Here is a 24,437-nt window from a genome sequence, read left to right as displayed (position 1 = left end):
CGGCATTATTACACGCCATTATGTCGCACATATAGATAATAAAAGACCCGCGCCCATAGCTCACTCGGAGCCATGGGCGCGGGTCGTATATCTTATAGGTAGGCGGGCTACTTACGCAGCTGCTCCTCGATGCGGGCACGCACGTCGTCAGCGATCTCCTCGACGGGGATACGTGCTACGACGTCCTCGGCGAAGGCATTACTCAGCATCAGGCGGGCTTCCTCGAGGGAGATACCGCGCTGGCGCATATAGAAGAGGGCATCAGCGCTGAGCTGACCCGTGGTCATCCCGTGGGAGCACTTCACGTCGTCAGCGTAGATCTCCAGCTGGGGCTTCGACTGCATACGAGCCGTAGGCGAGAGCAGGAGGTTGCGGTTGTTCTGATAAGCCTGCGTCTTCTGCGCGTCTTGCGCCACGAGGATACGCCCCGTGAAGACACCACGGCTATCATCACGCAGCACATACTTGAAGAGCTCATCCGAGGTACAGTGCGGTACTGCATGCTCGATGTAGGAGAAGTTGTCCGCATGTGCCTTCCCTGCGGTGAGGACGAAGCCAGAGACCTTGAGGTCAGCACGCTCTTCGGCCAGAGTGACGGAGTAGTTATTGCGCGTCACACCATTGCGCAGCGTGACACCGCTGAGGTCGACGACGCTATCCTGCATCTGACGGACGTAGAGCGAGGAGATACGCACATTCGCCTCGGCCGACTCCTCACGCTCGATGAGCGAGAAGCGAGCACGGCGCCCGACGTGGACCTCGATGGTGCGCAGCGCCATAGCGCGCTCCGTCGTCTCGGGGCAGTCACGGAAGTGAAGCGTCGCCTCGGCGTCATCCTCGAGGATGATAAGCGCGCGCTCTACGGAGATATGCCCCCCGAGACGTGGCAGGATATAGCTCAGCTCGATGTGACCAGGGATCTTCGCACCACGAGGCACGTAGATGACGAGCGCCTCGGCAGCGAAGAGGGTGTTCAGAGCGACGAGCCCGTCAGTAGCGATGGGCGCGATACGGCCGTAGTACTCCTGCGCCAGCTCGGGATGCAGGCGCACGAAGTCAGAGAATGCACCGATGAAGATCTCCGGTGCGAAGGCCTGCGATGCCCAGTAAGGAGCACCGTCCAGCACGTGGAGCTTCCAGTCCTCGGCGAAGAGGCTGGGCAAGTCGGTACGCTGGTAGTCCTCGCTCTTGAAGCGGGGTACCCCCAGACGAGCGAAGGCGTCATAAGCCGCCTCGCGGTAGTGATTGAGTAGCTGTGGACGCTCCTGCAGCTCCCCACTAAGGGCAGCGTAGAGGTCAAGGTACTTCTTGGTGATCGCTTCCATGGTCAGACTACTCTCCTACCTCTTCCTTGATCCAGTCGTAGCCACGCTCTTCGAGTTCGAGAGCCAGCTCGGGGCCACCGCTACGTACGATACGCCCCTTGTAGAGGACGTGCACGAAGTCGGGGCGGATATAGTCCAGGAGACGCTGGTAGTGCGTGATGACGATGGTAGAGTTCTCGGGGCTGCGCAGCTCATTGACACCCTTAGCGACGATGCGCAGGGCATCGATATCCAGACCACTATCCGTCTCGTCGAGGATAGCGAGCTTGGGCTCGAGCATAGCCATCTGGAAGATCTCATTGCGCTTCTTTTCACCACCGGAGAAGCCTTCGTTGACCGAGCGGCTGGCGAGCTTGTTGTCCAGCTCGACGAGTTCGCGCTTCTGCTTCATCAGCTTGAGGAACTCAGCAGCGGGCAGTGGATCAAGACCAGCGGCCTTGCGACGCTCATTGAGGGCAGCACGCATAAAGTTCACCATGCTGACGCCAGGGATCTCGACAGGATACTGGAAGCTGAGGAAGAGGCCGCGGTGTGCGCGCTCCTCGGGCTCAAGCTCGAGGATATCCTCACCCTCGAAGGTCACGGAGCCCTCCGTCACCTCATAGGTGGGGTGGCCGACGAGGACCGATGAAAGGGTGCTCTTCCCCGAGCCGTTGGGGCCCATAATGGCGTGCACCTCGCCCTTGCCTACGGTGAGGTTGATTCCCTTGAGTATCTCTTTATCTCCAATGGATGCGTGGAGGTTCTCTATCTTAAGCATATCTGTATGATTCGGAAATGGGGGTGATGGGGATTAGCCTACGGAGCCTTCGAGGGAGATGCTCAGGAGCTTCTGAGCCTCGACAGCGAACTCCATCGGGAGCTTATTCATGACTTCCTTGGCGTAGCCATTGACGATGAGACCCACGGCCTCCTCGACGCCGATACCACGCTGCTGGCAGTAGAAGATCTGGTCTTCGCTGATCTTGCTCGTCGTGGCTTCGTGCTCGATGATCGCCGTGTCATTGTCGACATGGACGTAGGGGAAGGTGTGTGCACCGCAGCGGTCGGAGAGCAGGAGGCTATCGCACTGCGAGTGGTTGCGGGCATTCTCCGCATTGGGGCCGACGTAGACCAGCCCGCGGTAGCTATTCTGGCTCTTACCAGCGCTGACACCCTTCGAGACGATACGGCTACGGGTATTCTTCCCGAGGTGGATCATCTTCGTTCCGGTGTCGGCCTGCTGGAAGTTGTTCGTGACAGCGACGGAGTAGAATTCGGCTACGGAGTCATCCCCCTCGAGCACACAGCTGGGGTACTTCCACGTGATCGCTGAGCCCGTCTCGACCTGTGTCCAGGAGAGCTTGGAGCTGGCACCACGGCAGACACCGCGCTTGGTGACGAAGTTGTAGACACCGCCCTTACCCTCCTTGTCGCCAGGGTACCAGTTCTGCACGGTGGAGTACTTCACCTCAGCCTCCTTCTCGACGATGATCTCGACGATGGCGGCGTGAAGCTGGTTCTCATCACGCTGGGGAGCGGTACAGCCCTCGAGGTAGCTGACGTAGGCACCTTCGTCGGCGACGATGAGTGTACGCTCAAACTGCCCCGTGTTGATGGCATTGATACGGAAGTACGTGGAGAGCTCCATCGGACAGCGCGTACCCTTCGGGATGTAGACGAAGGAGCCATCGCTGAAGACGGCGGAGTTCAGCGCAGCGAAGTAATTATCGGTATAGGGGACGACGACGCCCAGGTACTTCTTCACCAGCTCGGGGTACTCGCGTACGGCTTCGCTGAAGGAGCAGAAGATGATGCCCTTCTCGGCGAGGGTCTCGCGGAAGGTCGTCTTCACCGATACGGAGTCCATGACCGCGTCGACGGCAATCCCTGAGAGCATCTTCTGCTCCTCGAGGGGGATACCGAGCTTCTCGAAGGTGCGCAGGAGCTCCGGATCTACCTCGTCGAGGCTCTTCGGACCCTCCTTCTTCTTCGGAGCGGCATAGTAGATAATATCCTGGTAGTCGATAGGGGGGATCTTCAGCAGCGCCCAGTCGGGTTGCTCGAGGGTCAGCCAATGGCGGTAGGCCTCGAGACGGAACTGCAGGAGCCACTCTGGCTCACCCTTCTTCTCCGAGATCAGGCGGACGGTCTCTTCGCTGAGCCCCTTGCCGATGGTCTCGGTATCGATGTCGGTGGTGAAGCCATATTTGTAATCGCTCGAGGTGACCTCGTCGATGATCTGATCGTTATCTTGCATGCAATAAATATGGATGGTTATTCCTCCTACGCTGTAAACACGCCACAGGGGAATTTGGTTGCCATACGCCACCCACTTGTGCGGGGAGGAGCCCCACACCTCGGGAGACTACTTGGCGTAGCTGACGCTGCGGGTCTCGCGGATGACGGTGATCTTGACCTGCCCAGGGTAGGTCATCTCGTCCTGGATGCGCTTAGCGATCTCAGCTGAGAGCGTAGCGATGCTGCTGTCATCGGTGTTCTCAGCACCGACGATGACACGGAGCTCACGACCCGCCTGGATAGCGTAGGTCTTCACCACTCCTGGATAAGAGAGGGCGAGCTGCTCGAGGTCATTGAGGCGCTTGATATAAGCCTCGACGATCTCACGGCGGGCACCGGGACGTGCGCCACTGATGGCGTCACAGACCTGGACGATGGGGGCGATGAGGCTCTCCATCTCGACTTCGTCGTGGTGTGCCCCGACGGCATTGCAGATGTTCGCCTTTTCCTTGTACTTCTCACAGAGCTTCATCCCCAGGAGTGCGTGTGGCAGCTCGGGCTCGTCATCAGGTACCTTACCGATGTCGTGCAGGAGGCCGGCGCGCTTAGCGTGCTTGGGATTCAGACCCAGCTCACTGGCCATGATGGCGCAGAGGTTAGCGGTCTCGCGGGAGTGCTGGAGGAGGTTCTGCCCGTAGGACGAGCGGTACTTCATCTTACCGATGAGGCGGATAAGCTCGGGGTGCATACCATGGATACCGAGGTCGATGACGGTGCGCTTCCCCGTCTCGATGATCTCTTCCTCGATCTGCTTACGCACCTTCGAGACAACCTCTTCGATGCGAGCGGGGTGGATACGGCCGTCTTGGACGAGCTGGTGCAGGGCCAGACGTGCTACCTCACGGCGCACGGGGTCAAAGCTACTGAGGACGATGGCTTCGGGGGTGTCGTCGACGATGATCTCGATACCGGTAGCGGCTTCGAGGGCGCGGATGTTACGCCCCTCACGGCCGATGATACGGCCCTTGATCTCATCGCTCTCGATGTGGAAGACGGTGACGGAGTTCTCGATAGCCGTTTCGGTAGCCAGGCGCTGGATCGACTGTACGACGATGCGCTTGGCCTCCTTGTTGGCGGTCATCTTCGCTTCCTCGATGATCTCGTTGATATAGCCCTGAGCTTGGTCCTTGGCTTCGGCGCGAAGGCTCTCGATAAGACGCTCACGCGCCTCGTCAGCAGAGAGTCCGCCGAGGGCTTCGAGGCGCTTCTGCTCGCTCTGACGGAGGAGCTCCAGCTCAGCCTTCTTCTCCTCGTACTCGGCCTTCTTGACGTCGTATTCTTCCTTCTTCAGCTCGATGCCCTCACTCTGTAGGGCGAGCTTTTCCTTGAGTATATCGATCTCTTGGTTGCGCTTCTCCACCTCATTGTGGCGCTGCGTGAGCTCCTGCTCGCGGGTCTTCAGTCGGCCCTCGATCTGCTTGAGCTTATTATTGCGCTGTGCCACCTGCTGCTCGAGGTCGCCCTTGAGCTGCAGGAACTTCTCCTTGACCTCAAGGAGCTTCTTCTGCTTGAGGACTTCAGCTTCACGCTCTGCCTCACTGAGGATTGCACGAGTCTTCTGCCCGAGGAGCTTCTCCGAGACGACCCACGAGAGAGCCGCACCGAGGATAAGCGCACCGATGCAGATGATAATGATCGTAATTGTTCCCATTCCTTTGTCTGAAATAAATGTAATGCTGAAGGAAAGGGACGCTGTGGTTATCGGGACGAGGTGGGGGGATCGTCAATGAGCTGTCGAGCCTGACGAATCAGAGTCTCAAGCTCCTCATTGATCTCCACGAGGCGTGGAGTCAAGGTCTGCTTGCGCGCTTCCAGAGCAGTATGTACCTGCTTGTAGCGCGTAGCGATATCGATAGCAGCCATCGCCAGATATCCCTCTGCGGGGACCTCGGAGCGATTGGGGTACTTATATCGGTAGATACGCAGCGTAGTGGCAATCTCCTCGCCTGCATCGCGGTAGAAGCGTTCCTCGGAGCGAGGGACGTAGAGCGAGAGGCGGGTGTGCTCGACAGCGAGTGTGATACGCTGCAGGGCCTCTGGGCTGGTATTGGTATCCATATATCGGTAGCGGGGCGGGGTGGCCCCAAGCTATTCGGTCTCTGACTATATCTCGGGCTCAGACGCTGCGGTGGCCTCGGGCTCACTGGTGAGCTGGCTGATGCAGCGGTCGAGCTGACTGATGATCCCATCAAGGAGCTCCCGGGCATCCCTACGGCTGACATCTCCCATATCAGGAGAGACAAGTGCCGAGGCAGTGGCCAAGGTCGCTTCGTGTCGTCGCACTGACTTGAGTTCTTCTTGCATCGCAAGAAGAGCTTCATCCCGTTGCTGAAGGAGCATCCTGAGCTGAGCGAGCTTCTCGTTCTGCTCTGCGACAATACCGGCGAGACGTCGGATATTGACTTGTAATCGCTGGAGCTCTTGGTCTTCGGCTTGGGTCATAGCGTCGTTATTCCTTATGTATGCAAAGGTACGCTTTTTTAGCCTCTTCCCCGCCCCCGCTCTTATATATAAGTAGAGCGCCACTCGGGAAAGCCCTCCCAAACACTCCTCTTCTCTCCCACCCGATCCCCTCAATTTAGGCTCTAAAAAAGGGAGCTTTCAGACAGCCTCTTAGCAGGAGCAAAAACCAACCAGTAGTGGTCACTCGTCCGACCAGTACTACTTCGCGCAGTGACCAGTACTGCTTCCTATTGGAGACCAGTACTGGTTCGCTCACTGACCAGTACTGGTCGCCCCCCCTCTCTCCCACGGCATCTGTAGCTGACACCCGTGGGAGGTGCTACCGACCTATATTGGTCATCGGGCTGACCTATATAGGTCCGCGTCGTGACCTATATTGGTCGGAAGAGCGATCTATATAGGTCAGCCCGATGACCAATATAGGTTCATACCACCCCCTTCTATTGGGAAGCCACATATAGGCGTGCAAGGTGATGATATAAAGCAGCTTGCCCTCGGGCTCCACAGTGGGAGCTCGAGGGCAAGCCTTCTATAGGGATCGCCCGTGTGGGGCGAGGCCGTCGGAGGGAGCGAAGTGCGCCCTACGCTGGATTAGTAACCCGTGTTCTGCTTGAGCTGCTCGGGGTTCGCCTGGATATCATCTGCAGGGATCGGATAGAGCGTGCGGTAGGCCTGCGAAGCAGCACCAGCCTTCACGCCAGCCTTCCAAGGCCATACGTAGTCAGCGGAGACGAACTTACCGAAGCGGATGAGGTCCGTACGGCGGTGACCCTCCCAGAAGAGCTCACGGCCACGCTCAGCGAGCATCTCGTCGAGCGAAGGCAGGGCGGAGTAGTTCCCCGTCGTAGCGCCGTAGGCACGAGCGCGCACGAGATTGAGGTACTGCAGACCCGTAGCCGTATTAGCCTTACCGCGGACAGCTGCCTCAGCATAGTTGAGGTAGAGCTCGGCCAGACGGAAGAGGGGGAAGTCAGCATCGCACTGGTCGCCATCGCTACCGTTGGCACCGGTGCTGGTGACGTTACGGAACTTATGGACATAGACCCCTTGGTCGAAGTTCGTGACCGAGGCGATGTCTGCCGTAGCAGCTGCCGTCATGAGGCAGCGCTTGTCGGTCGCCTTATTCGCACCGAAGAGGTCGAGAAGACCCTTCGTAGCGCGATTACCCTGCCAGCCACCATTGACGCCCATAGCGACACCCGTGACAGCCTTCGCCGTACCGCCCGTAGAGGAGTTGATGAGGAAGGTCATACCACCCCAGTTCTGCGACTTCTTACCATCATAGTTGACGGAGAGGATGACCTCAGGGTTGCTGAGGTTGTTGTCCGCCAGGAAGAGGTTTGCGTAGGTGGAGTGCAGGCTATACTTACCCGAGCTGATGACCTTCTCGGCGTAGGTAGCGGCATCGGCGTAGCGCTCCGTACCCGTGTAGACCTCTGCATTGAGGTAGAGACGAGAGAGCAGTGCCCAGGCAGCAGCCTGGTCGGCACGACCGTAGTCACCCGCCTTAGGCGTCTTGAGGTCGCTCTCGATAGCCTTCAGCTCGCTCTCGATATAGTTGAAGAGCTCGCTACGGCTGATCTGACGAGGATAGACCTTACCCGTAGGCGTGGACTCGTCGACGAAGGGAGGATTGCCAAAGAGGTCGATGAGCACCCAGTACTGATAGGCACGCAGGAAGCGAGCTTCGGCGCGGTAGGTGCGGACCGTAGCATCGGAGGCCTGCGACTCGGTGTTCTTGAGGAACTCTGAGGCGAGCTTGATCTGATAGATCGAGCGATAGTAGAGGCCGCGGACGATGGGGTTCGACGACGACCAGCTCATCGTATGGAGGTCGGGCACACCACCGTCACCCCAGGCGCAGATAGCTGTCTCTGTAGGCAGCTCCTGGAGGTTGAAGAGGCCACGGACAAAGTCACTCGCCCCTTCGTCGATACCCGCGATATCCCCACCGTTGCCGTCTTCATTTTTACCACCATTGCCCGAGAGGGCGAATGCGCCGTAGACCTTAGCGAACGCTTGGAAGGTCTTTGCAGGGGAGTTATAGATCGTCTGGGAAGTCTCCCCGTTGGTGGGGAAGCGGTCCAGATCCTTGGTGCAGGAGGAGAGGCCGAGAGCCGTGACAAGGCTAAGCGCCGTGAGGCCTCGGCGAAGAATCTTCTTATCTGTAGTCATGATCGGCTGTGAAGATTAGAGCGTGAGGGAGAGATTGAGCGAGTACGTACGTGGGATGGGATAGAGGCTGAAGTCGATAGCACGCTCAGGATCGAGACCCTTGTAGGAAGAGAGCGTGAAGACATTCTGCACAGTAGCCGAAGCACGGAGGTTAGCTCGCCCGAGGATACGACCGAAGTCATAGGCGAGCGTGAGGTTGTCCATCTTCAGGTACGAAGCTCTGTGGAGGTAGTAGTCCGAGATGAACTGCTTATCGCTATTCGTCTGGAAGTCTGAGACGTTGATCTCAGGCGTCGTGTTGCGGAAGTACTGACCCGAGTTGAGCACAGCGGAGTGCGTAGCCATATAGGCCGAGATGTTGTCGTAGATATAGTTCCCGAGACCCGAGCGGAGTGAGGTCGAGAGCGTCCAGCGGTCGAAGGCAAGGCTCGTAGAGAAGCCCATCGTGACCTTAGGCTCGGGGTTGTGCGTGCGGTACTTATCCAGCTCGTTGATGACGCCATCCTCGTGGCGGTCTACGAACTGACCTTCCAGAGGCTTGCCGTTAGCATCGTACTTCTGCTCGTAGACGAAGAAGGTACCAGGGGCATAGCCGACGGAGTGGATCTGTACGTTCGTACCCGTCAGACCCGTGACGCCCCCCGTGGGGACACCCTGATAGCCGGGGACTTCTACAGCGTTGAGCTTGGTGATGCGCGTGCTGTTGGAGCTGATGTTGTAGCTCACATCCCACGTCAGGCGCTTGGTCTGGATGGGGGTAGCATTGATGCTGAACTCAAAGCCCTTGCTGGAGATGTTACCGACATTCGTGAGGATACGGTTAGAGAAGTTCGCCCCTGCAGGCGTGGGGATCTCGTTCAGCAGGTCGCTGGTCTTCTTCTGGTAGAAGTCGAGCGTACCAGAGAGACGACCCTTGATGAAGCTGTAGTCAAGACCTACGTTGTAGGTAGCCGTCTGCTCCCAGTGGATGTTCGCATCGTAGGCAGCTGGGCGGAGCATGTTGTAATACTGGTCGCCGAACTGATACGTAGCCGTATTCGTGCTGAGCGAGTAGAAGGGGAGGTAGGTGTAGTTCCCGATACCATCCTGCTGACCCGTGACACCGTAGCCGAGACGGAGCTTGAGGTCATCGATCCAAGAGACATTCTTGAGGAAATTCTCCTGATTCATACGCCAAGCCAGTGCCAGAGCGGGGAAGATACCCCAGCGGTTCTCCTTGCTGAAGCGCGAAGAGCCGTCGGCACGCACCGTAGCGGTGAAGAGGTAGCGGTCCATGAGGCTGTAGTTCAGACGGCCGTAGAAGGACACCAGCGTATTCTGTGGGTAGTCGTACTCGTAGACGGGAGTCGATACGAGCGTCTTGTCGTAGGTGTAGTCAGGCGTGTTGTGGACGAAGGTCTTCCAGTCCTGATAGGAGTACCCTGCCATGACGTCGACACGGCTCTTCAGCGAGCGAAGCTCCTTGACGTAGTTCGCATAGAAGTCGAAGAGGAGGCTGCGCTTGCGCTGGTCGTAAGCATTGTTCGTACCGCTCTTATAGACGTCGGGCTGACCGGCCTGCTTGAGGGTGTAGCGCTGCCAGCCGAGGGAGGAGTTCTCGGGGATGACGACCGTACCCTTACCCGAAGCGTAGTCGTAGCCGAGGTTCACGTTGAGCTTCAGCTCGGGGAGGAAGTGGAGCTTATAGTCGATCTTCAGATTGCTGATCGTGCGGAAGACATCACTGATATCCTCCTTCTGATTGAGGAGAGCGACAGGGTTCTTAGGAGCGAGCTTCTGGAGGTCTGTCCCGTCTAGCTGTGTCCAGTAGCCACCGAAGGGCGCGTAGGCAGCGTCAGCATCACGGACGGGACGCGTGGGGTCAAACTGTACAGCAGCACCGATAGCTTCCTTGTTAGCGAAGCGATTGTGCGTAGCGCTGAGCTTCACGCTCGCATCGATAGAGAGGTGATTGTCGAAGAGACGGGGATTGAGGCTGATGTCACCGCTGAAGCGATTCATCTTGTCGGTCTTCAGTACACCCTCCTGGTGGTAGAAGCCCGTAGATACGCGGTAGGGGAGCTTGCCAGCAGCGCCGCTGACGCTGACGTTGTAGTCACCACCGTAGGCAAGCTGATAGATCTCGTCCTGCCAGTCGGTATTCGCCGTGCCGAGCTTCGAGGCCGTAGCGGGGGAGATACGCTGGATGAGCGTGCGGTATTCATCAGCCGAGAGCACGCGCACACGGCGAGCAGCTTCGGAGAGGGAGCTCTGTACGGAGACAGCAATCTGGGTCTTCTGCCCGACCTTACCACGCTTGGTGGTGATCATGATGACCCCGTTGGAGGCGCGTGAACCGTAGATAGCGGTAGCAGAAGCATCCTTGAGGACGTTCATCGAAGCGATGTCCTGAGGGTTGAGTGAGCTGAGGATGCTGGGTGCACCAGATACAGCGGTGTTCTCGATGGGCACACCATCGATTACGATGAGCGGGTCGTTGCTGGCATTGAGCGAAGCACCACCGCGGATACGGATACGGCCACCAGCCCCAGGAGAGCCCTCGGGCGTGATCTGTACCCCTGCGATCTTACCGACAAGGAGGTCGCTGGCTGTGGAGATAGCGCCCTTCTGGAAGTTCTTCGCATTGAGGGTGCTGACGGATCCGGTGAGGTCCTTCTTCTGCATGGAGCCGTAGCCGACGACGACGACTTCCTTGAGGTTCTCAGCACTCTCGGAGAGGACGATCTTCAGCGGGAGCGTAGCGCCACTGAGAGCTACGGTCTTCGTGGCATAGCCGACGCTGGAGACGATGAGGTGCCCATTCTTGGGGGCACGGACGGAGAAATTCCCGTTGATATCGGTGATGACGCCCTGAGGGGTCTCCTTGACCTTGACGGAAGCCCCGATGACGGCTTCGCCCTTGTCGTCTACTACCTGACCCTTGACCTGCACGTCCTGTGCGGAGGCTGTGAGGGAGAGGAAGAGTAGGGATAGACAGAGGTAGGTAAGGCGCAGAATCGCTTTCATATGAAGTGCTCTGTGTAAGTGAAAAAGGAGAGGTCCCCACCCGCACTCCACGACTCTCTGTGAGTAGAGCTGTGGAGAGCGGTCGGAGACCTCGGTGTTTACTTCTTATTAGGTAGGATGGAGATCGCGAAGCCACCACCAGGAGCAGAGGTGAGCGAGAGCTTGCTGCCCTTCTTCACCTGTACCTTGCGGATGGTGTAGACCTCGGGATTGGTCTTGTAGTTTGCGCCCTTGCCATCGGCGTAGATCGTAGCGGTGTAGGTCTTACCCGCATCGAGGAAGTCGAGCGTGAGGGTCGTCTTGTGGCCGTCGTAGCCAGCGACATTACCCACGAACCACTTGTCGGAGTCCTTTGCCTTACGAGCGATGGTGATGTATTCACCTGGCTCAGCTTCGATGATCTTCGTGTCATCCCAGTCGACAGCTACGTCCTTGATGAACTGGAAGGCGTCCATGTGCTTCGCATACACCTCGGGCAGGTCAGCTGCCATCTGCAGGGGGCTATACATCGTGACGTAGCAAGCCAGCTGATTACAGATCGTCGTGTTGACGTGGGAGTTGTTGTCGGGGTTGTACTTGTTGATATCCATCTGGAAGATACCAGGCGTGTAGTCCATCGGACCACCGATGAGGCGGGTGAAGGGCAGTACGGTGAGGTGGTTAGGCTTGTTACCACCGAAGGCCTGATACTCCTGACCACGTGCCGACTCCTGCGCGATGAGGTTGGGATAGGTACGGCTGAGACCCGTCATATGGACGGACTCGTGGGCATTGACGGAGATCTTATGCTTAGCAGCCTCCTTGACAGCGTGGAGGTAGTGGTTCACCATGCTCTGACCGTAGTGGTACTCACCGCGGGGGATGATGTTGCCTACATAGCCGCTCTTGACAGCGGAGTAGCCGTTGTCAACCATGAACTTGTACGCCTTCTCCATGTGGCGCTCGTAGTTCGTGACCGAGCTGGAGGTCTCGTGGTGCATGATGAGCTTCACGCCCTTGCTCTTAGCATAGTCATGGAGCTCAGCGACGTTGAAGTCGGGGTAAGGGGTGACGAAGTCAAAGACACGGTCCTTGCTATTGCCGAACCAGTCTTCCCAACCGATATTCCAGCCTTCGACCAGGACTGCATCGAAGCCGTGCTTAGCGGCGAAGTCGATATACTCCTTGACGTGCTTCGTATTGGCAGCGTGCTTGCCATTAGGCTTCACCTTCGAGTAGTCGGTCTCACCGATCTTCACGTAAGGCAGGTCGTCGGTGTACGCCCAAGTGCTCTTACCCGTGATCATCTCCCACCAGACACCTACGTACTTGATAGGCTTGATCCAGTCGGTCGTCTCATAGGTACAAGGCTCGTTGAGGTTGTACGTCAGCTTCGAGGCGAGGATATCGCGTGCATCACGGCTGACGATAGCCGTACGCCAAGGGGTGTTGAAGGGTGCTTCGATGTGCCCACGGTTGCCCTGTGCATCAGGCGTCAGCTCCACACGGAAGGTCATCGTCTTGTCGTCCAGATCGAGGTTGATAGCTGGGAAGTCGATGAGCGCTGCTTCGTGGAGGTTGATGTAGACACCCTTATCGCTCTTGAGCATCAGCGGCGTCTGTACACCCGTCTTGGAGAAGGCGGTCTGGGAGCAGTTCTCCGTGAAGGCCTTGTCGAAGAGCCCACGGATCTCGGAGAGACGGCTGTGCTGGTAGTCGTACTCCTCGGTGTCGTAGTCACCGGGGATCCAGTGCGCCTTGTGGTCGCCCGTCATAGCGAACTCGGTGAGCTCGCGCTTGACGACGTAGAAGTTACGATCCTTGCCGCCGGGGAACTCATAGCGGAAGCCGAGCCCGTCATCGAAGAGACGGAAGCGGATAGCTATGGGATCGCCATTGCTCTTCTTCTTGAGCGTGACGAGCAGTTCGTTGTAGTTGTTGCGGATCGACTTGACCTCGCCCCAGACAGGCTTCCAGGTCTCATCGAAGGTCGACTCCTTCGTGTCCGTGACCTCGAGGCCCTTGTCGAAGGACTTCTTCGCATCGGTCATCTCCAGACCGAGATGACTGGGACGGATGATCTCCTGCCCATCGGCGAAGGAGAGGCGATACATAGGTGCCCCGTCCTGACTCAGAGAGAAGTGCAGCTGAAGACCCTTATTGGGCGAGCTGATCGTCTGAGCCAAGGCGCTCCATCCAGAGGCCAGGACCAGCGCGAGGGCCGCAGCCCAATGCTTTGCTTGCTTCATGCGGTAGTTAATTAAGCGATATATATTATTTGAGTAGTAATGCTTGTGAATCCCTTCACAGGACGCCAATTCGTAGCCCCCTCAGCATCTCTGCCAAAGGGAGTGCAAATATAGAAATATTTTCATGCCGTAGAGGGTGGACTTTATCAATAATTTAAGAAAGGCACCTGATTTCCTCGTGACACTTACAAAATCCACCCATTTCACACCTCCGTTCTCTACCCGTAGACACCTCAAAAAAGGCGTCTTCATGGCATCAAGAAAGGCAGCGCGTCCTCAGCAAGGGCGCTGATCCTTATACGCTCATCCCCATACAAATAGTATATACTCGTGGAGCAACCTCCGCAAAGCCCGTATCCAGGGACTCTTGCGACCAGTACTGGTCACTCGTCCGACCAGTACTACTTCGCGCGGTGACCAGTACTGCTTCCTATTGGTGACCAGTACTGGTTCGATCGCTGACCAGTACTGGTCGCAATCACCCTCCTCCGCAGCTTCTCACAACTACCTATATATAAGAGCGATACCCCGCTCTGATTTAGGCACATCACTCGCACCAAAAGAGATTTAAAGATAGCAAGAGAACAGCCATACACATTTAAAAAACAGGAGCATTCCAAACACAGAAAGATCAAATATCGCTATATTTGTCAAGCCTTGATTTAGGAAGGGGGAAGATCTATTTCCCTGCCCACTTAGGCAGAGCTACTACAGGTGCATCCGGTCACATCCTCGCGAAGAGGACTTATTTATATCATATCACATGAGACAGTTCAAACACTCAGTGGCGCTACTTTTGCTACTCGCGGTCGCGCCCTCCCTCTTTGCTCAGAAGCAGAGAAGTCAAGAATTCAAGGACAAGTACACGCTCTCTGAGGCGGTCATCCTGAGCCGTCACAACATCCGCGCCCCACTCTCCACCAAGGGAAGCCTTCTCGAGAAGGTCACCACGCACCCCTGGTTCGCATGGACCGCTGGCGCAAGCGAACTCACCTCACGAGGTGGCGCACTGGAAAATCAGTTCGGCCTCTACTTCCGTAAATGGGCCGTCGACGCAGGCCTCTTCAAGGAAAACGCAAACCCCACGAAAGACGAAGTAAACATCTACGCTAATAGCATGCAGCGCTGTATCGCCACTGCACGCTACTTCACCACCGCCTTCCTCCCCGTAGCAGACATCCAGGTCAACCACCGCTACGTCCCCAGCAAGATGGACCCCGTCTTCTTCCCCCGCCTGACGAAGATCAGTGAGTCCTTCAAGAAGGAAGCACTCAAGCAGATCGCTGCTATGGGCGGTAAGCGCGGCATCCGCGGTATCAACGAGGACCTTAAGAAGGCCTACGAGATCACGGCCTCTACCCTCGACCTCAAGGACTCCCCCGCCTGCAAGGAAGGTAAGCTCTGCGCCTTCGACAACTACAACACCGAGATCCTCCTCGAGCGTGGCGAAGAGCCCCGCATGAAGGGCTCACTCAAGGACGCTAACACCTGCTCCGACGCCTTCATCCTCCAGTACTATGAAGAGCCCGATGAGAAGAAGGCGGCCTTCGGTCACGACCTTACTCTCGAGGACTGGACACAGATCGCACGTATCAAGGACGTCTACGGTGACGTGCTCTTCGCTGCACCCATCGTCGCTGTCAACGTCGCCCACCCTCTCCTTACCTATATGTATGATGAGCTGAACGCCAAGGGCCGTAAGTTCTCCTTCCTCTGCGGGCACGACTCTAACATCGCTTCCGTCACGGCAGCCCTCGACGTAGAGCCCTACGAGCTCCCCAACTCCATCGAGAAGAAGACCCCTATCGGTAGCAAGGTCGTCATCGAGAAGTACGAAGGCAAGGACGGCAAGCTCTACTGCGACATCAACATCGTCTACCAGACGACCAAGCAGCTACGTGGCATCGAGCAGCTCAACCTGCAGAATCCCCCGATGGTCTACCCACTCCAGCTCAAGGGGCTCAAGCGCAACGCTGACGGTCTCTACCTGATGAGCGATGTCAATGCCCGCTTCCTCCAGGCTATCCGCGCCTACGACAAGATCGAGGACACTCTCTAAGACCTACTCTATTCATCCTAAGCAAGAAGTTACTAACACATGAATATCAAGCATAGTCTTCTCATCGCAGTCACTTCGCTCTCTGCCCTGACTGCGGCAAATGCACAGGAAAAAGTTGAGGTCAAGGTCACGGGTCGTGCCCTCTTCGACGCTGCGACCTACTCGCAGAATGAAGCTGCCAAGACGCAGGACGGTACGATGAATGATGGGATCGGTATCCGCGATATGCGTATCGGCTTCAAGGCTTACTATGGCGACAACTGGTACTTCCGTGGAGATGCTTCCTTCACGAACAACAAGGTCTCCCTCAAGGACGTCTACCTGCAGTACAGCTTCAACAAGAATAACTTCATCCGCGCCGGCCACTACACCGTGCCCTTCGGTCTCTCCTCGGCCTACAGCTCTGCCAGCAAGGAGTACCTCGATGAGCCCGAGGCAAACGTCTACCAGCCAGGTCGTCGTATCGGTATCATGCATACCATCTCCAACGACCACATCTGGTGGCAGTATGGTGCCTTCGCTGACAACTCCGCTCTCACCACCAGCACCGACAAGGGTGCACAGGGCTACACCGTAGCGGGGCGTCTTGTCTGGCGCCCCGTGCTGACCGAGGGGGCTGGCTTCCACATCGGCTTCAGCGGTATGCACGTGAAGTCCGAGTCCGACCTCAAGGGTGGCTCGCACATCGCCTACTCGAAGAAGTACCTCACCGCCGTCGACAAGCGCAACGCGATGTCGCTCGACCTGACGGATGCCCGATGGGAGAATAAGTTCACAGCCGAGTTCCAGGGGATCTTCCACAACGTCCAGGTCAGCAGCCAGTACTACTGGTCGCACGTGAACCGCGTCGGAGGCAATGCCTACGACACCAAGGGCTTCTACGTCTCTGCCCGTGGGATGATCATCAACCCCGTAGACTATAAGTACAACTACGTCACCTCGGGGGTCGACTCTCCTAACTCTGGCAACCTCGAGCTGATGCTCGGCTACGGCTTCCTCGACCTCACCGACAACAATGCGCTGACGAACTCAAACATCGCAGGTATGGCAGGTGCAGGTAAGATGACCGACTACAGCGCTGGGCTCTCCTACTACTGGAATAAGTACGTCGCACTGCGTCTGAACTACCACCACATGCAGGTCAAGCAGTGGGGGCAGGCTGACACGAAGAAGGTCAACGCACTGCAGCTCCGCGTGCAGTATATGTTCTAAGCGCGTAGCCGACTACACTCGATACCGCAGCGGGGCGGGGCAACGACTCAGTTGCTCCGCCCCGCTCTCTTTCTCTCCCATAGGAGTATAGCCCCCATCTACAGGGCTTCACGCCAAGCTCTCATCGCCTATGGAGTACGCATTGGCGTGACGACGATTCTGCGATCTATATTGGTCAGCGGGCTGACCTATATTGGTCGTGACGACGACCTATATAGGTCGCAGCGTGATTCTATATAGGTCAGCCCACCGACCCATATAGGTTCATACCACCCCTCCCCACGGAGGCTCAGTCCTCACGAATGAACTATCTTTGCATAGATATACTTATGCTTAAGCATAGTTTACTCACAAATAGATTTGATTTAGCTCTCAAATGGGAAGTATCCTCGTCATAGTCATCGCTCTCGCCGTCCTCGGCGCCATCGCTGCTCTCGCAGCCACCATACAGTCGTACCTCAAGGCCCGACGCATCGCCCGTGGCGAGGTCATCGAGCCTGAGCCTCAGGAGCTACCCCACGGAGAGGGCTGCTGCGGCAACCACCTGACCTGCGAGACCGATAGCCTGCTGGCTGCCGTCAGCCAGCGCATTGAGTACTTTGATGACGAGGAGCTGGACCGCTTCAAGGGTCGCAGTGCCAGCGCCTACAAGGAGAGCGAAGTCGAGGAGTTCCGCGACGTCCTCCTCACGCTCGATGCCGACGAAGTACCCGCCTGGGTGCGTAGCCTCCAGCTGCGTGGCGTTGAGTTCCCCGAGACGCTCCGCCCCGAGCTCTACCTCATCGTCGGGGAGAACCGCGACTACCACGCCATCGTCGGCCGTCACGAGCCCAGCCCCGCAGCCTAAGTCCCCAGCGCACCGACCTCGACACTATGCCGAGTATCTTCGCCTATCAGTTCTTCCAAAACGCCCTTGCGGCGTCCCTCCTTACCGCCATCGTCTGCGGTATCGTGGGCGCATATATCGTCGTGCGACGCATCGTCTTCGTCAGTGGCGGTATCACGCACGCCTCCTTCGGTGGGATAGGGCTCGGCATCTACCTCGGCATCAATCCCATCCTCTCTGCTGCGGGTGCAGCCATCCTCGCCGCCTTCTCTATCGGCAAGCTCAGCCGTACCGAAGGCATCCGTGAGGACTCTGCCATCGCCAGCATCTGGGCACTCGGCATGGCCCTCGGCGTGCTCTTCATGACCCTCACCCCTGGCTACGCCACCAGCCTCCCCGCCTATCTCTTCGGCAATATCCTGCTCGTCACGGCGGGCGACCTCATCGCGCTCGCCCTCCTTGCCGTACTCTTGATAGCACTCTTCAGCGTCGGCTACCGACAGATACTCTATACCGCCTTCGACCGAGACTTCGCCCGTGTGCGTGGCATGAATGTCGGGCTGTGGGAGCGTGGACTACTCATCCTCGTGGCCGTGAGCCTCGTGCTGACGATCCGCTCGGTGGGTATCATGCTCCTCCTCTCCCTCCTGACCCTTCCCCAGACGACTATCGGGCTCTTCACGGCGGACTTCCGCAAGATCATCTGCGGCTCCATCGTCCTCTGCCTCATCGCCAACGTCGGCGGCCTGCTCCTAAGCTATTACCTCATCAGCGTCCCCTCGGGTGTGCTGATCATCCTCCTGCTCTTCCTCTTCCTTGCCCTCGGCAAATGTCTCAGCGCCATCACACGACGCAGAGCCCAGCACGCCCGAGGCTAAGCCCCCGCGCACTCGGCTCCCTTCTCCTTCTCCTTGCGCTCCTCGGGGCCTGCTCCCGACGCGTGAATACCGCGAGCTCCCGCACGTGGCAGGCCTTCGTCACGCGCTACAACGTCCTCTACAATGCTCGCGAGGCGTACCAGACCACCTACCAGACCGCACTCGATGGCACGACCGACGACTACACGCTCCGTCTGCCAGTCGATCCCGTACTCGCTCGCGCCACGACACCCGGCGCTGCTCCCCGCTTCACCCGCACCATAGAGAAGGCCACCAAGGCCATCGAAGAGCATAGCATCTCCCGCAAGCCCGCTCGCCCTGCCCACTGGAGGCAAGACCCTCGTGCCGTGCGTATGCAGGAGAAGACCGAGTACAATCCCGCCCTCGCCGAGGCGTGGCTCCTCATCGCCCGCAGTCAGCTCTATGGCGGCGACCTCCCCGCAGCACACACCACCCTCACCGACATCCTCCGACGCTACGCTACCGAGCCTGAGGTCGGCGACATCGCCCGCCTCTACCTCTGCCGTCTCTACACCCTGCGTGGCGAGCTCTTCGATGCCGAGGAGGAGCTACAGCAAGCCACCCGTCGTGAGGGAGAAGTCCTCCGCCAAGCACCCCTACTCTACCATACCGCAGCGGCCGAACTTGCCCTTGCCCGTGGAGAAGACTCCACCGCTCTCACACACCTCACCGCCCTCGCTCACTCGGAGAAGACCGCCCTACAGCGTGCCCGCCTCTCCTTCCTCATCGGACAGATCCTCGAGGCTCAGGGCGCACGCGAGGCCGCAAAGGCGGCTTTTGCCCGTGCGGAGCGCACAAGCCCCCAGCCCGCCCTTGAGCTCGCCGCCCAGCTCCGCACTCTTGCGCTCACTACCGAGAGCGAGGCGGGCATCCATCGCCTGCAGCGTCTGGCACGTCTACGCCGCTACGCCCCCCACCGCTCCGCCATCTACCTCGCTCTGGCCGAAGCGCTCCTGGCCTCCGACCAGCGCGAAGCCGCCCGCACCGCCCTCCGTCAGAGCATCGACTCGGCACAGACCTTGCGAGGCGCTGCTGCCGAAGCCTACACCCGCTTAGGCCTGCTGGCGCTCGAAGACCAGCGCTACATAGAGTCCGCCGAAGCCCTCGAGAAGGCCTTCCCCCTCATCCAGCGCCAGCACCCCCACTACGCTACGGTGGAGCGACTCCTACCCGGACTTCGCCTCCTCGCCCCTCACGCACGCACCGCCCATCGTGCCGACAGCCTCCTTCGCCTTGCCGCTCTCCCCACCGACCAGCTGGAGCGCCACATCGATAGCCTCATCGCTCGTGCCGAAGCCTCGGAGGAGAAGGTGCACGATCTCGGTGATGCCGCTCGCTCGCCCTTCGACGAACCGACCACGACCCCACGAAGCACCTCCGCGGGCTTCTACTTCGACGACCCTCAGCAGATCGCTCTCGGCCGTATCGCCTTCCGCCAGCGCTGGGGGAGTCGTCCGCTCACCGACGACTGGAACCGCAGTCTGCGCGCCCTCGATGCCGCGCCCGTAGCCCCAACCACTCCCGAGGAGGCAGGCGCCTCCGATGCCACTTCACCCGATAGAGGCCGAAGCCGTGAAGCCTACCTCCGTGCCCTTCCCCTCACCCCCAAGGCACGCGAAGCGCTGACGGACACCCTCGCCAGCGCCCTCTTCCATATGGCATCCGTCCTCGACGACCCGCTCCAGCGCCTCGATGAGGTGGGTGCCCTCTACACGCGCCTCCTTAGGGACTTCCCCCACTTCGCCGAACGAGAAGAAGTCGCCTACCGTCAGATCCTCCTCGCCCTCCGACAGGGGCGTGATGCCGAAGCCGAAGCCTTACGCAGGGAATACCTACGTCTCTTCCCCAACTCTCCCCGTGCGAAGCTCCTCCATTCGCCCGAGCTCAGACACTCCCTCCAAAGGCTTGCCAACCGCTCCACCGAGCTGTATGATGCCGCCTACAAGGCCTACCGCACGGGCGATGTCAGCCGCGCACACGAGTACCTCACCGAGCTGGATGCCCTCCCCTACCACGACGAAGACCTGCGCCCGAAGGCACTCCTCCTCACCGCCCTCACCGAGGTGCAGGCAGGACAAGAGGCCCAGCTACGCAAGCGCCTGGAGGACTTCGTCCAGCGCTATCCCGAGACCCCGCTGATGCCCTACGCTTCGAGCCTGCTCGCCGCCCTACGTGCGGGGCGCCCCCTCACCACTCCGCCCCTCCTCACTCACCCCGTGACGGGTAGCACCGAGGGGATAAGCGAGACCGAAGGGCCTGCCACGACCTTCGCCCCAACCGCAGCGGGAGAAGTCGTCAGCCTCGTGCTCCTCTACCCCGAGGGGAGCCTACCGCGCCACGAGGTGTACTTCGCGCTGATGAGTTTCGTCTATTCGCACTTCACGCAGTGGACGCTCCAGGTCAGCCCGCTCCCCACGGAGACGGGGCTCAAGGGCTACCTTATCGAAGGCTTCCCCACAGCGAGCGACCTCAAGACCTTCCGTGAGCGCGCTACCTCTGCGACGGGGCTCCTTCCCGCCCTCCCCGAAGGCTCGCTCCTCCTTCCCCTCAGCACGACCAACCGCCCCCTCCTCACCCGCGAGACCCTCGCCGACTACCGCGCCTTCCTCGGCGAATAATCCCCCACCTTTTCCCCACACCTCTTCCCCGCTCCCCTCACGGTGCGAGGCGGAAGGCCTGCGCCCACCCAAAATCAACCAGTACTGGTCACTCGTCTGACCAGTACTACTTCGCGCGGTGACCAGTACTGCTTCCTATGGGTGACTAGTACTGGTTCGATCGCTGACCAGTACTGGTCGCAATCCCCCTCCTCCACGCCTCCTCCCACCTCGCTCTACAATAAGCACTTACACACCCTCCATTTTCGCCTCCCGACCGCCCTTCCTTCCCCCTCCTCCTCCGCGAAAGCAAAGAAGCTTCACCTATATCCAGAAAGCTGATTATTCGCTAATTTTACCCCACATAATACCCCTCATCGCCCGCCCCTCCAGCGGATAAATCCCATGCCTATGGACTCAAACTCTACGCCCTCTTACTCCCCAAAAACAAAGATTAACCAAGTCATAGACAGGCTATTTGCCTACCTACAGCGACGGTGGCGACTCCTTGCCTTAGTTATCCTCTACATCTTCTTTCATCCCACCTTTGAGAGTAAGTTCGTAGCACTCCTACAGTCTTTTGCGCCCAGCTGGGGGAGCTTCATCGTATGGTGTGGGATAATTGTGACTGCACTAACCTATACCTATGTCCTTTGTCGGAGGAGATATGTCATTAGTGAAGGCGTGCGTGCTTGGACTGCCTTCCTATTTCTGGGCTGGGCATACTATCGGTTTATTGGAGTCGAAGACTACGTAGCTACTCCAACCCCCATACCAGGGGTTTGCTATGTAGACCTCCTTCCTATCTTGGGGAGCTGTGTGGCATTGGTTATGGGGTGGTCACATTGGAAGCGCACAAAACCCAAGCAAAAGGATGTCATTAGTAAAGGCGTGCTCTTTGGGACTGTCGTCCTACTTGTGGGCTGGGCATACTATCGTTTTATTGGAGTCGCAGACTACGTAGCTACTCCAACTCAAATACCTGGCATATGCTACGTAGACCTCCTTCCTTTCTGCGGGGGCTGTATGGCAGTTGTAGTGTGGTGGTCGCATCGGCATCGCACAAAACCCAAGCAAGAGGGAGTGGATAACTCTATACGTGGATTTGAAGTCGAATACCCTTGCACATATAAGGATAACGATCTGTTAGGGCGAAGAAAGGAAGCAGAGAATTTAACAGAGAAGATCTTCCATACAGATACTTCAAAGGCTGCATTTACGCTGGGGCTCACTGCACCTTGGGGAGCAGGGAAGACCTCTTTCATGCTTGCTATGCAGCAGTACCTTAGAGATAACCACTGCAGTGAGATAATCCTCATAGAGTTCAACCCTTGGATGTACCGCAAGGCCCCCAATCTGACACAGATCTTCTTCGAGGAACTCAGCCGTACGTTAGCCCCCTACAACTCAGCATTAGCCTCAGGCTTCACACGCTATGTAGATCATATCTTAGATAAGGATGACAGTGCTTGGATACAGCTTGGAGCGCGTCTCTTACCTCAAGGCTTCAAAGCAAAGAGTACAAGTGAGCAGTACGAGTTCTTGAAGAAAGAGATCGGTAAGCTCGGGAGGAAGATAATGATCTTCATCGATGATGTAGACCGCCTTGATGGAGAAGAGCTAATCGAACTCTTTAGCTTGATACGGAATAGCTCTTTATCCTTCCCTAACATGAGCTATATCCTAACTTATGATAAGGAGTATGTTGCCTCCCAGCTCCAAAACAAGTTCGACGCACATACCTACCGCTACATGGAGAAGATCCTGCAGGAGGAATATCCCCTAGCGAAGATTACTCCCGAGCAACTAGAGGAGGCTCTTAGACTAGAGCTTAAGAGAATTGGATATGGTGACCTCTGGAGAGATATTAAAAACTCGGGGTTGCAGCTTAGCCACCATCTCCCCACTCTCCGAGTAATTAAGCGGATCTGCAATACCCTATCATCACGTCGTAAGGAGCTAGAGAGCAATGTTGCTCTCTTCGACTGGTTCATTATCGAACTGATACGTATCCAATATCCTAGATTATTTGACTTCTTAAGAGAGAATTATAGCCGAGTGTTTGATATTCTAGAGAACAAACGAGCAATTAGGACAAATGACTCAAAGGGAGATAAAAGTAGCTGGATGCAAGAGGCGCTATCAGATCATCCAATATATGGAGATAGAATTAATTTTAGCAAGTACATCTCTGAACATCATAAGGATCTTCAGATCAAGCATGTTGGTTTAGTTATGGAGCTTCTAGTAACTCTTTGGGGAGGAGATCGAGATGCAAAGCCACGACAGGCTAATCATGGCGACTACATAGGAATATACTTCTACGGGACTTTACGCGCCGTCGAGATTGATGATCATGAGTTTCAGATAGGTATATCTCAATCTATTGAGAAGGTTCTGCGATATGCTGATCTAAAGTTTAATCAAATGCAGGAGCAGAGCTTATATCGCAAGGTCAAACAAGTGAATATTGATTCCAAGGAGAAGGGGGAAAAGATTCTATCTACACTCTTTTATATAGCGTCTAAAAGTTTGGCACTCGTTACAAGAATAGATATTGACGATGCTATACATGCGCTCAATAAATACATGCCAGAAGGGGAGAGGAAAGAGAAACAGAAGGAAATTTTTGCAAGGCCAGATATCCGACTTGGCGTTCTTCTCTATCTCATAATGGCCATTCGATATAGCGAGCCACCCGAACAAGATCGATATACAGGAGAGGATAAAGGGGCACTCTATTTTTCTTCAGCAGAACTTAATGCTACTAAAGAAGAACTATTCTTAAAGTACCTCAGAGAAAACAAATCCACCCATCCTGGATTCTGTTATATCTTGTGGCGTGAGTGTCGAACCTTTGAACCCACGGGGCTACAGAATAGATGGGGGGAATCGCAACTGAAACCCGTGGTACGTCACCCCGAAATGGATAAGGAGATGAAACAGGCTATCCAAGAGAACTTAGAGGCGGTAATCCCTTACTTCATAGCTCCATACATAGCTCCACTCCGCCCTCCCCAAAAGAACGTCTATACGCTTCTCTTACCTGAACCTATCTGGGGTATATACCCCGACGAGACCTTTGAGAACGAGTCCTTTTGCGACTTCATCAATCGGCAAGATGGTGATTCATCACCAGTGATTAAGGAGTTTCAGGAATTTCTCAAGAGGTGGATCGAGAATAAGGATAGGGCTCAGTTTTATAATGAAGACGAAGATCCTGTGGTTGTAGGGTTTCGCTTTAATCATATTGAACCCAAGGGACGGGAATCCCTTTTCCGAAATGAGGACTGTAAGCCTAGAAACTACCCCGAGGATGAATCAACAGAGGTGTATTGATTCGTCTGGAGCAAGTAGGAATAGTAGG

At 57.0% G+C, this 24,437-nt stretch carries 15 protein-coding genes; 6 read left to right on the top strand and 9 right to left on the bottom strand.

Annotated elements, in window-relative coordinates; all coding sequences use genetic code 11:
* Positions 1 to 107: 107 nt before the first annotated feature.
* The 9 genes from sufD to KO088_RS03545 form a co-directional block, all read right to left on the bottom strand.
* On the bottom strand, positions 108 to 1,325 hold the full coding sequence (gene sufD, locus KO088_RS03585; protein ID WP_215493605.1) for a Fe-S cluster assembly protein SufD: 1,218 nt from the start codon (positions 1,323 to 1,325) through the stop codon (positions 108 to 110).
* Between the two features lie 7 nt (positions 1,326 to 1,332).
* Complete coding sequence (gene sufC / locus KO088_RS03580) at positions 1,333 to 2,085, bottom strand: Fe-S cluster assembly ATPase SufC (protein ID WP_060935468.1); 753 nt, start codon at positions 2,083 to 2,085, stop codon at positions 1,333 to 1,335.
* Between the two features lie 33 nt (positions 2,086 to 2,118).
* On the bottom strand, positions 2,119 to 3,564 hold the full coding sequence (gene sufB / locus KO088_RS03575; protein WP_215493604.1) for a Fe-S cluster assembly protein SufB: 1,446 nt from the start codon (positions 3,562 to 3,564) through the stop codon (positions 2,119 to 2,121).
* A 108-nt stretch (positions 3,565 to 3,672) separates the two neighbouring features.
* Positions 3,673 to 5,256, bottom strand: coding sequence for a ribonuclease Y (rny, locus tag KO088_RS03570; RefSeq protein WP_060935466.1), 1,584 nt, complete (start codon positions 5,254 to 5,256; stop codon positions 3,673 to 3,675).
* 47 nt (positions 5,257 to 5,303) lie between these two features.
* On the bottom strand, positions 5,304 to 5,663 hold the full coding sequence (locus tag KO088_RS03565; RefSeq protein WP_215493603.1) for a cell division protein ZapA: 360 nt from the start codon (positions 5,661 to 5,663) through the stop codon (positions 5,304 to 5,306).
* A gap of 45 nt (positions 5,664 to 5,708) precedes the next feature.
* A complete protein-coding gene (locus tag KO088_RS03560; RefSeq protein ID WP_215493602.1) occupies positions 5,709 to 6,047 on the bottom strand; it encodes a hypothetical protein in 339 nt (112 codons plus the stop codon).
* Positions 6,048 to 6,659: 612 nt separating this feature from the next.
* Complete coding sequence (locus KO088_RS03555) at positions 6,660 to 8,243, bottom strand: RagB/SusD family nutrient uptake outer membrane protein (protein ID WP_215493601.1); 1,584 nt, start codon at positions 8,241 to 8,243, stop codon at positions 6,660 to 6,662.
* A 15-nt stretch (positions 8,244 to 8,258) separates the two neighbouring features.
* On the bottom strand, positions 8,259 to 11,249 hold the full coding sequence (locus tag KO088_RS03550; RefSeq protein ID WP_215493600.1) for a SusC/RagA family TonB-linked outer membrane protein: 2,991 nt from the start codon (positions 11,247 to 11,249) through the stop codon (positions 8,259 to 8,261).
* Between the two features lie 98 nt (positions 11,250 to 11,347).
* Positions 11,348 to 13,477: a glycoside hydrolase family 97 protein gene (locus KO088_RS03545; RefSeq protein ID WP_215493599.1), complete on the bottom strand. Its 2,130-nt coding sequence runs from the start codon at positions 13,475 to 13,477 to the stop codon at positions 11,348 to 11,350.
* A gap of 763 nt (positions 13,478 to 14,240) precedes the next feature.
* Here KO088_RS03545 and KO088_RS03540 point away from each other — a divergent pair.
* The 6 genes from KO088_RS03540 (at position 14,241) to KO088_RS03515 (ending at position 24,409) form a co-directional block, all read left to right on the top strand.
* Entirely contained in the window at positions 14,241 to 15,536 is a 1,296-nt protein-coding gene (locus tag KO088_RS03540) for a histidine-type phosphatase (protein WP_215493598.1), read from the top strand.
* Between the two features lie 39 nt (positions 15,537 to 15,575).
* Complete coding sequence (locus KO088_RS03535) at positions 15,576 to 16,748, top strand: porin (protein ID WP_215493597.1); 1,173 nt, start codon at positions 15,576 to 15,578, stop codon at positions 16,746 to 16,748.
* Between the two features lie 376 nt (positions 16,749 to 17,124).
* Positions 17,125 to 17,595, top strand: a complete 471-nt coding sequence (locus KO088_RS03530) for a phospholipase (RefSeq protein WP_215493596.1) — start codon at positions 17,125 to 17,127, stop codon at positions 17,593 to 17,595.
* Positions 17,596 to 17,621: 26 nt separating this feature from the next.
* Complete coding sequence (locus tag KO088_RS03525) at positions 17,622 to 18,452, top strand: metal ABC transporter permease (protein ID WP_215493595.1); 831 nt, start codon at positions 17,622 to 17,624, stop codon at positions 18,450 to 18,452.
* Positions 18,404 to 21,091, top strand: coding sequence for a type IX secretion system periplasmic lipoprotein PorW/SprE (gene porW, locus KO088_RS03520; protein WP_215493594.1), 2,688 nt, complete (start codon positions 18,404 to 18,406; stop codon positions 21,089 to 21,091). Before KO088_RS03525 ends, porW begins: the two co-directional genes overlap by 49 nt.
* A 390-nt stretch (positions 21,092 to 21,481) precedes the next feature.
* Positions 21,482 to 24,409 (top strand): KAP family P-loop NTPase fold protein, encoded by a 2,928-nt coding sequence (locus tag KO088_RS03515; RefSeq protein WP_215493593.1) that lies wholly within the window; start codon positions 21,482 to 21,484, stop codon positions 24,407 to 24,409.
* Positions 24,410 to 24,437 lie beyond the last annotated feature (28 nt).

It is taken from the genome of Porphyromonas bobii (genome assembly GCF_943169685.1).
Classification (GTDB): domain Bacteria; phylum Bacteroidota; class Bacteroidia; order Bacteroidales; family Porphyromonadaceae; genus Porphyromonas; species Porphyromonas pasteri.
This window is presented reverse-complemented; position numbering and strand designations above follow the sequence as displayed.